Origin of the sequence: Thermococcus peptonophilus, from assembly GCF_001592435.1 — an archaeon.
GTDB classification, from domain to species: domain Archaea; phylum Methanobacteriota_B; class Thermococci; order Thermococcales; family Thermococcaceae; genus Thermococcus; species Thermococcus peptonophilus.
Window position 1 is genome coordinate 864773 of sequence record NZ_CP014750.1, and the last position, 13192, is coordinate 877964.

General features: G+C 52.5%; 17 protein-coding genes. 5 read left to right on the plus strand and 12 right to left on the minus strand.

Translation table 11 applies throughout. From position 1 onward, the window contains the following. Position 1: 1 nt before the first annotated feature. The 7 genes from A0127_RS04620 to A0127_RS04650 all read right to left on the minus strand — a co-directional run bounded on the left by A0127_RS04620 (position 2) and on the right by A0127_RS04650 (position 6396). Complete coding sequence (locus A0127_RS04620; protein WP_062388541.1) at positions 2 to 646, minus strand: DUF432 domain-containing protein; 645 nt, start codon at positions 644 to 646, stop codon at positions 2 to 4. Positions 647 to 677: 31 nt separating this feature from the next. Further along, complete coding sequence (locus tag A0127_RS04625) at positions 678 to 2276, minus strand: hypothetical protein (RefSeq protein WP_062388544.1); 1599 nt, start codon at positions 2274 to 2276, stop codon at positions 678 to 680. A gap of 374 nt (positions 2277 to 2650) precedes the next feature. Further along, positions 2651 to 3307: a DUF434 domain-containing protein gene (locus tag A0127_RS04630; protein ID WP_062388547.1), complete on the minus strand. Its 657-nt coding sequence runs from the start codon at positions 3305 to 3307 to the stop codon at positions 2651 to 2653. Between the two features lie 32 nt (positions 3308 to 3339). Beyond that, on the minus strand, positions 3340 to 4116 hold the full coding sequence (locus tag A0127_RS04635; protein ID WP_062388550.1) for an HD domain-containing protein: 777 nt from the start codon (positions 4114 to 4116) through the stop codon (positions 3340 to 3342). A gap of 119 nt (positions 4117 to 4235) precedes the next feature. Then, positions 4236 to 4658: a PIN domain-containing protein gene (locus A0127_RS04640; protein WP_062388554.1), complete on the minus strand. Its 423-nt coding sequence runs from the start codon at positions 4656 to 4658 to the stop codon at positions 4236 to 4238. A 42-nt stretch (positions 4659 to 4700) separates the two neighbouring features. Continuing rightward, the gene (gene eif2g / locus A0127_RS04645; RefSeq protein WP_062388557.1) at positions 4701 to 5933 is read right to left on the minus strand and encodes a translation initiation factor IF-2 subunit gamma; all 1233 of its coding nucleotides are present in this window, start codon (positions 5931 to 5933) and stop codon (positions 4701 to 4703) included. Between the two features lie 85 nt (positions 5934 to 6018). Then, entirely contained in the window at positions 6019 to 6396 is a 378-nt protein-coding gene (locus A0127_RS04650; RefSeq protein WP_062388560.1) for a 30S ribosomal protein S6e, read from the minus strand. 131 nt (positions 6397 to 6527) lie between these two features. On the opposite strand from A0127_RS04650, the gene A0127_RS04655 reads away from it, so the two are divergent. Beyond that, positions 6528 to 6698 (plus strand): preprotein translocase subunit Sec61beta, encoded by a 171-nt coding sequence (locus A0127_RS04655; protein ID WP_062388564.1) that lies wholly within the window; start codon positions 6528 to 6530, stop codon positions 6696 to 6698. Here A0127_RS04655 and A0127_RS04660 read toward each other — a convergent pair. After that, positions 6695 to 7348 carry a hypothetical protein gene (locus tag A0127_RS04660; protein ID WP_062388567.1) on the minus strand — a complete coding sequence of 218 codons (654 nt, stop codon included), beginning with the start codon at positions 7346 to 7348 and terminating at the stop codon, positions 6695 to 6697. The two genes, A0127_RS04655 and A0127_RS04660, sit on opposite strands and share 4 nt — an antisense overlap. A 93-nt stretch (positions 7349 to 7441) precedes the next feature. Between A0127_RS04660 and engB the strand changes: the two genes are divergently transcribed. After that, positions 7442 to 7993, plus strand: a complete 552-nt coding sequence (gene engB / locus A0127_RS04665; RefSeq protein ID WP_062388571.1) for a GTP-binding protein EngB — start codon at positions 7442 to 7444, stop codon at positions 7991 to 7993. Here engB and A0127_RS04670 read toward each other — a convergent pair. After that, positions 7988 to 8452 (minus strand): Lrp/AsnC family transcriptional regulator, encoded by a 465-nt coding sequence (locus A0127_RS04670; RefSeq protein WP_062388575.1) that lies wholly within the window; start codon positions 8450 to 8452, stop codon positions 7988 to 7990. The genes engB and A0127_RS04670 overlap by 6 nt on opposite strands. Positions 8453 to 8603: 151 nt before the next feature. Here A0127_RS04670 and A0127_RS04675 point away from each other — a divergent pair, with 151 nt between their 5' ends. The 3 genes from A0127_RS04675 to A0127_RS04685 are packed head-to-tail and all read left to right on the plus strand — an operon-like array spanning position 8604 to position 10923. After that, a complete protein-coding gene (locus A0127_RS04675; RefSeq protein ID WP_062388578.1) occupies positions 8604 to 9659 on the plus strand; it encodes a Clp1/GlmU family protein in 1056 nt (351 codons plus the stop codon). 44 nt (positions 9660 to 9703) lie between these two features. After that, complete coding sequence (locus tag A0127_RS04680) at positions 9704 to 10537, plus strand: geranylgeranylglycerol-phosphate geranylgeranyltransferase (RefSeq protein WP_062388580.1); 834 nt, start codon at positions 9704 to 9706, stop codon at positions 10535 to 10537. A gap of 5 nt (positions 10538 to 10542) precedes the next feature. Then, positions 10543 to 10923, plus strand: coding sequence for a hypothetical protein (locus A0127_RS04685; RefSeq protein WP_062388581.1), 381 nt, complete (start codon positions 10543 to 10545; stop codon positions 10921 to 10923). Positions 10924 to 10936: 13 nt separating this feature from the next. Here the strand turns inward: A0127_RS04685 and A0127_RS04690 are convergent, their stop codons facing one another. From A0127_RS04690 to A0127_RS04700, 3 genes are read right to left on the minus strand one after another with little or no spacing between them, the layout of a single operon-like run. Further along, positions 10937 to 11737 carry an OB-fold nucleic acid binding domain-containing protein gene (locus A0127_RS04690; protein WP_062388584.1) on the minus strand — a complete coding sequence of 267 codons (801 nt, stop codon included), beginning with the start codon at positions 11735 to 11737 and terminating at the stop codon, positions 10937 to 10939. Then, positions 11734 to 12111, minus strand: a complete 378-nt coding sequence (locus A0127_RS04695; RefSeq protein ID WP_062388588.1) for a hypothetical protein — start codon at positions 12109 to 12111, stop codon at positions 11734 to 11736. Before A0127_RS04695 ends, A0127_RS04690 begins: the two co-directional genes overlap by 4 nt. Positions 12112 to 12121: 10 nt before the next feature. Beyond that, positions 12122 to 13192 (minus strand): OB-fold nucleic acid binding domain-containing protein, encoded by a 1071-nt coding sequence (locus A0127_RS04700; protein WP_062388591.1) that lies wholly within the window; start codon positions 13190 to 13192, stop codon positions 12122 to 12124.

A 13192-nucleotide genomic window follows, 5' to 3' on the forward strand; every position in this document is an offset into this window, starting at 1 on the left:
GCTACCACCTCATCAGGAAGTTGGGTAGCGAAAGGCCTTTTCCAACCGCGTTCAGGCCCTCTTTTGGCGGCCTACCCGTGTTGTTTACCTCCGGGCTGTGGTTCTTGAGCGTGACGAGAAGTAGGGGATAGTAAGCTTTTGTCTTCTCGTAGTACATTGAAGTCCCCTTTATCGGGACGACAACCCTCTCGAGGGACTTCCACTCGGGGGAGGGGTTTGAGACTATGAGCTTCGCAACCCCTATGGCCTCTGGCTCCTCAGTGTAGAAGGGGCTAACATGATAGCGGCAGATTACACCGGCCTCTATGGCACCGTAGAGGGCGTACTTCTCCCTCCCGAGAATGAAGTGATCGATTGTTAGGTCACCGATTTTAACGTCAACCTCTACCGGGGCCTCAACGAACCCAGCTATGGCGTCTTTTGGAGGTATTACAAGGGGTTCTCTGAACTTTATCATCAGAAGCCTCACACCGTACCCCAGGGCTGGAGCGGGGAGAACCCTCAGCTTTTCGCCGTTGTTCTTCTTTATGATTGCCTCAAACTCCTCCCGCCTGTACCTGACTAATCCCCCCTTATCCTCCAGGAGATGGATTTTTTTGTCAGCGATCTTGATGAACTGGGTTTTGAGTTCATGCTCTCCAAACATAGGGGGAAATATGAATGAAAGGATATAAGCTTTAGCTCACCAGGACGAGCTCAACATCTTCCACGGTGACGTGGAGATACATTGCTCCCTCCGGCATCGCTAAGGAAGCCTCAATCTCCACGGGAATTGGAAGTTCCGAAACAACCGCGGTTTTTCCGTTGGCGGTGACATAGCCCTGCAGGAGACCGCTCCACTGGATTACGTACTTATCGAAAGTCATATCCGCTAGGCTCACGCTTCCATCTTTCTGGACGGTGTAGCCGTCCCCGTTCGAGGAGAGGTCTGCAACGTATACGACATCGCCGTAGATTCCGCCCGCGAAGCCGTTGTAAACGTCCCACAACATATCGAAGGGGCTGTTAGTTATCTCCGCACCGCAGTTCATATCCCCCGATATCCCGCTCTCACCGTATGTGTAGCCGCAGTTTGGCCCCTGAACGGTGTATTTCTCAAAGCTGGATCCGCTCTCAATTAGCTCGAAGACGGAGGGAATCCAGAGAACCCAGCCCGTGTACTCATCTATGTTTGAGGTATAGACCTCGAAGCGGTATGTTGAACCGTCGTCCATATGGACTATAGCGTAGGCAACGTAGCCATCGTTGGTCTCGTTGTAACCGCGCTCCATTGTATAGTGCATCTCCCCGTTCTGTGTCTTGTAAGTGATGTCGTAGGTCACGCTTTTCAGTAGGTACTGGTTGCCGTTGATTTCTATTGGTTCCGAGGCGTCCCAGGCCCTCTGCCAGTTTTGAGAACTTTCTGAGGGAGCTGAAGTTTCCGTCTGGGTCTCACTAACTGTTTCAGTACTCGTGCCCTCAGATGTAGGCTTCTCGATGCTCACGCTCATTCCACCGAACTCCTTTGAGAGCTTCAGGCCTTCAATTTTTATCTTTGAGTAGGCTTTCGTCCTCGAGCTCAGGTCAACGAACGTCCCCTCGCTCTCAACGGGGATTGGAAGAGCGGGCGATATCTCTGCCCGTCCCTGGAGGGTGACCCCTCCGAAAGAGTAGCTCCATTCCACGTTGCTTACTCTGAAGTCCTTACCATCGAAGGTAACCGTCCCGTCTGGGTCTATCCTGTAATGGTACGCAAAGGGTGGGAAGCTGTAGTCGTACTCCTCGGCTTTCATCAGGTCGCGATCCTCTAGACCGCTCCAGACTCCCGAGCTTAACATCGAAAGCCAGAATGCATAGAGGTAGCTTCCCATATCCTCAAGGACTTCGTCCAGGTCCCCTTCGGTGTAGGGAAGCTCACTGTACTGTCCTATAGATCCCGGATTGCTCCAGTAGAAGTAGGCATTTCCTGATTTTGCCTCGGCCACCACGGCGCCCCCCGTTCCAAGGGCCCCAAAGTTTGGTATGGGCTCCAGAAAGTATTTGTCGCTGTCCTCGCTCCTCTCCTTGACCATCACTATGTACTCAAGGGGTGTTCCATTTCCAGTTACTGGAATTATCTTCCCGTAGTAGGCAAACAGGTTAAACTCCCCCAGGTCTTTCTTTTCGCCGTTCTCATCGGCGTAAACGCGGGCCTTCACGTAGCCACGCTTTTTGATAACGTTGAACGTCTTCTCGCCGTCAGAAGTTTTGAGAGTGAAAGTGTACTCAATTTCTATTATATAGTTATGAATCCCCATTCAGGCTAATGGGGTGGTAGGCATCCCACGGGGTCTGCCAGGTTGCCGGGTATGACTCTGAACTACTTGTAGTTTCTTCTGAGGTTGATCCGGAAGAACCTCCGGAGGTTTCTTCATGCGAGGTGGAGGGAGTGCCTCCTCCATTGCTTCCCCCACCGGTGCAGCCGCTCGCCAGCACTAGACCAACCAGCAATAAAACAACCAGCGTAGTTGTCAGGGTTTTCATGTATTTTCCCTCCAAGACCCGCAGAAAAGGAAAGCGGCAGTACACATAACACATTGAGTTAGTTTTGTCCCTCATTCTATTTAAGGGTTTCTAAAAGTTCAATTTTAGTTGTAGTTACTCAAGGAAAATCCTCGGAATAGAGTTTAATTTAGCGCCTTTTAACTTGGAGTATATCAAAAATACTCTTGATCCTTATGCCAAGCCTTTCGGATACATAGTGAGGGACATCAAAAACGTGCTCTACTCTGAAGATTATCCCTATGTCGGCCGTTGCAACGGTGTTGAAAGCCCTAAGCTCGAAGTCGGGGCTTTTTACGAGCATCACTTCTCCCTCCAAGCAGTATCGATGCAGAGCTTCTTCGGTAATTTTTTGGACAATCCCGCTCTTTGGGACGTTCTTGCCGTAGAAGAAGAGTGCTTTGGAGATTTTCAGTCCGGTAAGAGCTTCAACGACAATTTCGACAACTTTGGGGGTTCTCTCATTCAGCCGATACTTTCCCTGGTACTTCAGGTCCCTAACCAGGCCGTCCTCGCAGAGTATCGCCTCGCCGTCGAGGACGGATTCGAGGGTTATGAGGACGTTGAAGCCGTCAACGGCTAGAGCTTTCCCCTTCAGTTCCCCCGGTGTGAGGAGCTTTTTCCTAACTTCCGCTATCCATTCATCGGAGAAAACGCACCTCGCCAGAAGGTATCTATCCCTCAGCGGGAGCCGGTAGTGGTCCGCTACGAACTTCAGGGCGCTCTTCTTGGAGTAACCCCTGTTCAGGAGGTACTTTAAATCGCGGTAAGCATCGGGGAGAGACATGAGAAAGAATAAGGCAAGGAGATTAAAAGCCTTTAGACGACTTTCTCGAATATCTCCCCGTCTGCCCCAGTGTGTATCCTGAGCCTGATCTTTCCGCTGAGGAGTGAGCTCTTGACCTTCTTGGTCAGTATCTCGTCCACCTGGAAGATTCCCGCCGGGTGCTTCATCCAGATCTCAATGAGTATGGGCTCTTCCTCGTTCCCTTCCTTGATCTCAACCCTCTTTATAGCCAGCGCCGAAACGGCGTGGATGTCCACCTTGTCCTTCTTGTGGACGAGCCTGCTCCTTCCTGCCTCCATGTCACAGCCGTCCGCTATCGTTACCAGAGAGCCCTCTATGGTCGTGCACGGCACGTGCTCGTCGTGAGTGTAGATGGCGTTGAGAGTGAGGGCCTTGAGGAGAAGCGGATCGCGATTTTCAAACTCGGACACGAGCTTTTCTATTATCGGCTCAGCCAAGAAGACGCTGAACTGGTAGTGGGGAGTTCTGTGTATCATGTTTCCAATGTCGTGGAAAAGTGCGCCGAAGGCAACGATGAACTTGCTCCAGCGGAAGGGCTTTCCGAGCTTTTCGGCTGTAGTCTGGATGCCGAACTTCTTGATTATCCTGAGGAGCTCAAGTGCCCTCCTCGTCGTCAGGAGGACGTGAATTGGCCCATGGTCGTTGAAGTTGTAGACATTGAGGACTATGTAGTTTGTAGTATCGAAGTAGTAATGGTACTCTCTAAAGGCTCTCTCGTACATTTCAAAGAGCTCCTCATCGTCCATGAGCTCACGGATCTCATTCAAAAGTCCCTCTTCGGTGTACATTTTCTCACCTCCCATTCTCGGAACTGGAGAAGGTTCGGTTTTAAGGGTTTTGAACGGTGAAGTGAATAAAATGAGCCGTTGATTGGGGTTGAATAGGCACTGGAATTCAAAAACGCCCTTCACTCAAGCATTCCTTCAAGCTCCAGAATCTTCTTCGAGCGAAGATAGACGACGGGAACGCCCCTTTCGCGGAGCCTCTTCTTAAGCCCCTTGTCGTTCGTGCAGACGATTACGCGCTCGTTCTCCACCGCGAAGTTGAATATCTGGTCGTCTATGGGCTTTTCCCCAAAGCGGCCAATCTCAACGGTCTCGAACCGCTCCACCAGCTTCTTCGCCATCCTGACGGCCATCAGGTCTCTTCCACGGGACTTCCCTTCTATGACGTTCAGCTCATCAAGGACGACGTTTGGAACCACTACCCTGAACTTAACGTCAAGGATTCGGTGGAGTTCACTAATTATATCGACGCCGAACTGACCCGGAACGAGGAGGAAGTTCGTGTCCGGAACGACCAGCCACTCTCTCCTCCGGCTTTCGCTCATAAGAACCACCAGGACTTCAAAATTGAAATTTAGAGAGAAGAGTCACTCCCTTATAAAGCCGTAGCCGATGAGCCTCCACCTGCTCCCGACCTGCCTGCTGATGGCAACCCTATCGCCGACCTCGGCGCAGACCGGTATCTGGAGCTTGAGCTCCACGGTGTCCTTTCCAAGGCCGGTTACGAGACCCATCGTCCTCGCTGTCCCGACGTTGAGCAGGAGGACTTCCCTCCTCTTTATCGGCTCGACCTTGAGCTCCTCCTCGGTTCCAACGACGCGCTCAAGCAGGTGAACTTCGAGTGTAAGTTCGTCCCAGACGGGCGGGAGCTGTCCCGGCTTTCCGACGACGTTTCCGGCCATCAGGTCGCCCTTGGTGAGGTAGGGGTCGAGCTTGGTTCCAACACCAACAAGACCGCCCGGATAGGCCTCTTCAACGAACCTACCGCCTGCCTGGAGAGACACTATCTCGGTCGTTATCGGCTCATACTTTATCCTGCCGTGCTCCTCGTACGGCACTCCAGGTCTTATCTCGATCTCGTCCCCAACTTTCAGCTTGCCCTGGACTATTGAACCGCCGATGACGCCGCCGACGAGCTTCTCCGGCGGTGTTCCGGGCTTGTTCACGTCGAAGCTCCTAAGAACGAGCATCTTGGGCGGCTTGTTCGGGTCGCGCTCTGGAGTCGGTATGAACTCCTCTATCGCCGCGAGAAGTACATCGACGTTCGCACCGTGTAAAGCTGAAATCGGAATTATCGGAGCATTCTCAGCCACTGTTCCCTTCACGAACTCTCTGATCTCCTGGTAGCGCTCCATGACCTTCTCTCTGTCCACAAGCTCGATCTTGTTGAGGGCTATGACTATGTTCCTGTTGCCGACTATCTGCAGGGCCATCAGGTGCTCCCTCGTCTGGGGCATTACTCCCTCGTTGGCTGCTATGACCAGAACCGCGCCGTCCATGAGGGAAGCCCCTGCCAGCATGGTCGTCATCAGCGCCTCATGGCCTGGAGCGTCTATGAACGAAACCCTTCTCTCGAACTCGGTCTCGTGGCCGCAGTACGGACAGATCGGGGAAGTTGAATACCTTCCGCAGTTCGGACACTTTCTTATCTCGGCATCGGCAAAGCCTATCTTGATCGTAATACCCCTTCTCAGCTCCTCGCTGTGTGTATCTGTCCAGATTCCTGTTAGGGCCTTCGTGAGTGTTGTCTTACCGTGATCAACGTGACCGACCATGCCAATGTTAACCTCAGCCTGTCTGAACTCCTTCTTCTTCGCCATCTCTCTCACCTCTAATGAGTAGAAAAGACGGGCGCTTATTAAGGTTTCTTAGAAAGAGGTTTTGGAGAGAGGGGATAATTTCCCCTCAGAACACTATCTTCATATTCACCTGAACGATGTTCGGGCTTATGGTGTTGCCGTGGACGGTCTTCTTCCTCCTCTCGCCCCTCTCCCTTGGCCTGAAGCCGGGGCCGCGTGAGAGGAGAATCTTAACCCTCCTCGGGCCGTGGACGTCGGGCCTCATGGGGAAGCCGTCCTTGTCAGTTCCTCCGGTGATCTTGAGCTTGGCGTCGGCCGGAATCTCCTCACCGAATATCTCGGAGAGGTTGAGGCCGAGCTCGCTCGCCGGGATCTCCTCGCCTATTCTCTTTCCAATAAGCCTGTCAGCCTCTGGGCCGCTTATCTCAACCTGCTTCGCAACTCCGTTCTTCGGGTTCGATATAACCAGCTTAAATGTCGCCATTCCTCCCACCTCCATTCATCAGCGGGATTCATTGGGGTACCCCTTACCCGGCCTCTCTTAAGCGGTGCATTTAAAAACCTTATCGTGAAGTTTAAATAAACCAACTGAAGAACTGGAGAAGGTGAGAAAACATGGCAAAGGAAAAGACCACTCTCCCCCCAACCGGTGCCGGTTTGATGAGGTTCTTTGACGAGGACACCAGGGCAGTCAAGGTCAGCCCGAAGGGTGTTATAGCCCTGACGCTCCTGCTGGTTGCCTTTGAGTTCATACTCCACATGTTCGGCTCAAGCATATTCGGCTAAAGGAAGCTCGTTTTCTTTAATCCCCTTGCGTTCAGCTCCTCGTCTATTATTCCCCTAACTACTTCCTCAAGCTGTTTCTCGACCAGCGCCTCCACGGTGCTCTTTATCCTGTCAATATCTCCCCTCATGCCCTCGAGGAGCCTTATGTAGTCCCTCGCCATCTCAAGCTGTCCTTCCTGCCTTATCAGCTGCTCCTTGAGGTTCTCGAAGTCCTCCTTCATGAGCTGGTACTTCCTCAGCTCGCGCTGGAGCTCCTCAAGCTCCCTCTTGAGGTGGTAGTTCTCCTCCTTCAGCTCCTCAATCAGCTTTTCCTTGGCCTCAAGCTCTGAAACGAGGTTGTTGTACTCCTCCGCTATCTGGTGAAGCCTCTCTATCTCGCGGAGCGGCGGGACTTTACCGTTTCCAAGTATGATGACGTGGGGACCGACGTTTACAATATCGTCCGGGTTTATCTTGAGCTTCCTCTCGCTGGTGAAAACACTCTGCCCGCTTCCGAGGTTCTCCACTTCTTTCATCTTCAGGATGAAGTAGAACTGGTTTCCCTCAACCTCAACGTTGATGTCGGTAACATAACCGAGTATCTTTCCTTCGGTAAGGGAGATTACAAACTTGTTGATGAGCTGGTTTGCCTTGGCATCTCCTTCCACCATAACACCACCGCAGTTTTTACGTCCAACTTCTACTTAACCTTTCCGCCAAAGTTTATAAGCGACCCTGAGTTCAAGAACGCCGGTGGTGGAACGATGATAATATTCGCGGGGCGCTCAAACGTTGGAAAGAGCACTCTGATATTCCAGCTCACTGGAAAAAAAGTCAGGAGAGGAAAGCGCCCCGGTGTCACTCGAAGACCCGTTGAGATTGAATGGCGCGGGAAAAAGGTAGTGGACCTTCCCGGCTTCGGCTTTATGAGCGGCCTGCCAAGAGAAGTCCAGGAGAGGATAAAGGACGAGATAGTGCACTTCATCGAGGACAACGCAGATAGAATAGAACTGGCCGTTCTGGTCGTTGACGGAAAGGCCGCTCCCGAAATCATCGACCGCTGGGAGAAGCGCGGTGAGATACCGATTGATGTAGAGTTCTACCAGTTCCTCCGCGAGCTCGAGATACCGACAATCGTTGCGGTGAACAAGATAGACAAGGTGAAGAACGTTGGAGCCGTCATAAACTTCCTGGCCGAAAAGTTTGGCGTTCCCTACAGCGAGGTCAATAAGACGTTCGTCCCGATCTCCGCAAAGTTTGGAAAGAACCTTGACGCCCTCAAGACCCTGATGGAGAAGAAAAGGAGAAAATCATAGCGTCTCGAGGACGAGGTGCGTGTTCGTCTCTTTTACGCCGTCCAGCGACGCTATCTCCTCTAAAATTTCGTCCAGCCTGCCCTTATCGGCTTCGATGATCAGGTCTATGTCCCCTGTAACGCGGTATATCTTCTTCAGGTTCAGCTTCCTTATGGCGTCGTAGACCTGCTTCCTCTTTGTCGGCTCGATTTTAACGAAGACAAAGACATCCCCTTTCTTCTCACCCAGGAGCTCAAGGGCTTTCTCGGTTAGGTCTATGAAGCCTCTGCCCGTCCTGATGTACCCGAGCTCCTTAAGCACCTTGAGGTGGTTGCTAAGTGCCTGCCTCGTTATTCCGAGCTCCTTTGAAAGCTCGTCCTGTGTCTTTTCAACGGTGTGGACTTCTATAGTCTTTCCTTCCTCGTAGAGCTTTCTCAAAAGCTTCAGCTGGCGTGGGGTCAGTGTGCCGCCTTCGTTCATTCTAATCACCTCTACTGAATTCCGCAAACTCAAAGTCGATAAATGTAAAGCATGATCTTTAGGTAATCATTGGAACGGAAGTCAAACTTATAAGTTTTCCTGTTCATGGCAATGGCTCAACTTTTTTAACCTTCTGGGTGGATTTAAAACCATGAACAAGGCCAGGTACACGCAGGACGTCCCGGAGGATAGAATTGAACTCCTGAAGAGCATAGCGAGGCACGACAAGCCGTTTAAACTTATGGTAATCGGGGGTGTGGACAGCGGAAAGAGCACCCTGATAACGTTTCTGGCAAACGAACTTCTGTCTCTGGGGTTTAAAGTGGCTGTCGTTGACTCAGACGTCGGCCAGAAGGGAGTTCTCCCGCCTGCGACAATAACTCTTGCCATTCCCGAGGTTTCTTTCGAGAGCATGAGCGAGCTGGAGGGAGTGGCGCACTACTTCGTGGGAACAACCGCACCGGCGCAGTTTACAGGGGAAATGGCGGTAGGAGTAAAGAGAATGGTTGAGCTCGTCGAGAATGCTGTGGATGTGGTGCTAATTGATACGACGGGATTTGTTACCGGGTTGGGTGCTGAGATGAAGCGCCTTAAGGCAGAACTGGTGAGGCCTGACATAATTGCCGTCATCCACTCGGGAGAACTCTCAGGCCTGGTTAAGGCGCTAAAACCGTACGGGGAGGTAGTTGAACTGGCCGTCAGCAAAACTGCGAGGAGATACCCTCTGGAAGAGAGGAGGAACCTGCGTGCTGAGAAATGGCGATACTACTTTAGGGACTCCCAGCTTGTTGAGTTCAGCGTATCCGAGGTCGCTATAACCGGCACTTCCCTCTTCCATGGGATACACCTAAACGCTGATGAAAAGGAGCTTCTTGAGAGGACCTTTGGATGGCTGGTTGTGGCTGGCTGGAAGAACAAGGGCTACACCGTCGTTAAGGCGGACGTTGAAAGGTTTCCGCGCGCTCACTCAAGGGAGCTGAAGGCTATCGATTTTGAAAAGCTGAGCAACCTCCTCGTGGGCCTCATAGACGGTGAGGGCCTGTGTCTGGGAGCTGGCATCCTCAAGTGGGTCAACTTCAGTGAGGGAATGCTCCAGATTCTAACCCCCGTGAGAGACCTCTCCGGAGTCAGGGAAATCCGCTTTGGACGCATACGGGTCACTGAGGAAGGAGAGGAGCTGGGCCTGTTGCGGCGTGATGAACTTTAGCAAACCTTTAAAAAGCTCCGCCAGAATTTAGTTAGGTGTGCCTAATGGAACTCAGGGCCTTCATCGAGATCACGAGACCCCACAACTGTGCCTTAGCAGGGATAGTGGGTGTCTTAGGCTCGGTAGTGGCCGCTGGGGGAGTTCCCGGGTTAAAAACTGCCCTCCTCGTGTTCTTGGTGGTTTTCCTTGGGTGTGCCGGCGGGAACACGATAAACGACTACTTTGACTACGAGATAGATAAAATAAACAGGCCTGAGAGACCCCTCCCGAGGGGGGCCATTAGCAGGGAAACGGCCTTCTGGTACTCGATCGCTCTCTTCGCGGTGGGTATCGTCCTCGCGTGGTTCATAAACATCTGGGACTTCCTGCTGGCAATAGTTGCCTACGTGATCATGTTCCTCTACGCCTGGAAGCTTAAGCCCTTACCATTTATTGGGAACATCGCTGTTGCGTCCCTAACGGGTGCAACTCCCCTTTACGGTGCAATAGCGGTCGGTGAGATTGGCCTCGCGGGAACGCTCGCCCTCTGTGCCTTCCTCGTTAACGTCGCGAGGGAGGTCATAAAGGACATAGAAGACATGGAAGGGGACATGGCAAAAGGCGCTAGGACCCTTCCCATATTAATAGGAAGAAAAAGGGCTGCCTACGTCGGCGCGCTGTTCGCAATTCTAACGGTGGTTGCCTCCTTCTTGCCCGTTAAGGCTGGCATAGGCCTCGGCTATCTCTCCATGCTCCCTGTGGATGTTATAATACTCTACTCGGCGCTCCTCATCTTGAAATCTCAGGATAGGGAAACAGCTCACCGTGCCCAGATACTCCTCAAGGTGAGCGTGTTCATGGCTGTAGTCGCTTTCCTTATAGCTTCGCTCGTGAGGTGATGGGTATGAAGTTTGAGAAAGAACTGATTAGAGAGCTTGAGAAGGACGAACTCTGGACTGTCATAACGTTCAAAACACCGTACGGTCCCGGAACGACGATGGAAAAGCTTGCCCAGGTCGTTGAAAAGGCCGGATGGAGAATAACCTTCAAGGCCAACTGGTGGACGGCGGATATACCCTACGGCCTCGTTAGGATAGACATGAGAAAAGGGAACAGGGAGAAGATTCTCCTCGGGAAGTGGATACTAGGCGAGAAGTGCGAGCTCATAAAGCTTGAAAGCCTCGACCTTGAGCGCGGGAAGGACGAGTTCTTCAGGATGGTTGACAGCATAACCTCAACGCTCATCCACGACCCAGTCATCAGGACGATGAGAGAGCAGTATTGAAAAGTAAAAAAGATCAAAGCGGCTCGTAGAAGCCTATCTCCGGCTCGTAGATCTCGCCCTCAGCGAGTAGTTGCGCTATTGCCTCTTCTATTATTTCCTCGTCGAACTCCGAGGACAGCTTCTTTACGATGAATTTGTGGGACAGGGCCTTGCCCTTCTCCCTCAGGAGGTTTATGATGGCCTCTTTGGCCTTCTCGACTTCGGGATTCTCTGGGCTTTTCTCTTCTTCGGCTTCATCCTCGAACAGCTCTTCCTCGAGGGTCCGCTGCTCAAGCATAAGGGTGTACAGTTCGTCTATTGTCTGGAGGAGCTCCTCGCTAACCCCCTTGTTCTTGGCTATGACCTTGGCCTTGGCAGTGATTCCATAGCGGTCGTAGATCTCGAAGGCTATCTTGGCCTTCTCCGCGTGCTCAACCTTCTCCTTGAGGGTCTCAAAGCGGTGGAGTATCCAGAAGTTGGGGCTGACCTTGGCGACTCCTTCAACGAGTATCTGCTTATCGTCGCGCCATTCGGCGACCTTTCCGATGATCTGAACCAAATTACCCTTCTTCACAAGCCTTATGAAGCGCGTATCATCGCGGAAGCCGAGAACCCATATCGTTCCCGTTCCATCATCAATCTGGAACTTTCCGTAAGTCTCATCGTCGCTTATGACGGGTTCCCTTACGACGGTGGCGACAACCTTGACACGGTAGACCTTTCTCGCGTCCTTGGTTATGAGATAGTTCGGCTCGAAGTCGCCGTCGCTCCTGACGTAGTAGCCTTCAAGGATGTCCCTGATGTAGACCCTGCTCGCTGGTAGGCGCTTCTTCATTCCTCACCACCTCCAAAAAACTCTATTACTCCCTCAACCTTTGGAAGGATCTTTTTCTCAAGCTCCCTGACCTCTTCAAGGGCTTCTAGATCTGCATCGCCGAAGTCCTGAACGACCTCGCCGAAGATGTGGATGCCTTCCTCCTCTCTAATGACCCTTCCGATGACCCTGACTATCTGGCCGTTCTCCGGAAGGACGTTCTCCTCGCTCTCGACGAGGATTACTCCCGTGCCGTCGTCCAGCCAGAAGGTGTAGTCCATCTTGTCGACCTTGAAGGCCTTCCCAATGAGCGAGACGCGGGTGTCGTCTTCTTTTATCTCGGCTATCTTCCTCTCAACTGCGGGCTTTCTCCTTCTAAACCTCGTTTCCTCCATTTCAACCACCTCACTCAAGGCCATACTCCTTCAGCTCGCGGTAGAGCTCCTTCCTCACGCGCTCTATCTCGGCCTTCTCGTTCACCTCGTCCCAGTTCCTTGCCTTGAAGAGGGTTCCAAGGAACTTGTCCTCCACGACGCTTCCCCTAACCACGATTTCCTTTCCAATGAGCGGGTAGTACTCGTCTTCGGCAAGCCTCTTCCCCGCTTCCTTTGGGGTCAGTCCCTCATCTATGAGCTTTTTGAGCTTCTCATCGATGACTTCGGGGTCTTCTCCGATCAGCTCCGCCGCGGAGTCACCGAAGAGAGTTGTCCTGATGTAGCCCGTTGAATCGTCCAGACCGAAGTCGAGGACGGTTATCTTCACCGGGTTCACCGGCCCGTGCTCGGGGCATATCCAAGTGTCCGTCGACGGGTCGTAATCCACTCTCCTCCTGCACTCGGGGCAGGCGTCGTAGACCAGCACCCTGTAGAGCTTGGCTATAGTTCCGCGAACCTCTACGAAGCGCTCGCCGCCCTGGAGCTCCTTTATCCGAACCCTGCGGTAGTTGTAGCTCCTGATCTCTTCAAGAGGGGGAATCTCCTCGACGCGCGGGTCCTCCGGGTTCTTGATTATCCTCGTCCTGAAGTTTGCGTGGAGTTCCACGCCCCTCATTCCTTCCTTGACGGTGGGGTCTATGACCTTGATTACGTCGCCAACGTTCAGGTCGTCGTAGTACTTTGCCACCATTGCATCCCAGAGAACGAGCCTCGCCTGGCCCGTGCTGTCGTAAATGATCAGGTCGGCCACCCGGCCAGTTGAACCGTCCCTTCTTGTGTATTCCCTCGGCGGAAACTTTCTCTTGATCCTCGCGACTATGTTCACTCCTGTCATCCCTGGAACGAGATCCTTGATGTACAGCATCTCCTCTTCCTTTCCGAGGCTCACCCCAAGTTCCTCTGCGAGCATTACAGCGGCAGCGTTTTCCGAAACACCGTGCATCTTGGCCAGTTCACGTATTTTCTCCTCGATTTCAGACCTTGAAAGTCCTCTCTCCCGGATAATCCGGTTGATTATCTCGTCCTTTGTCAGAACTTCCAT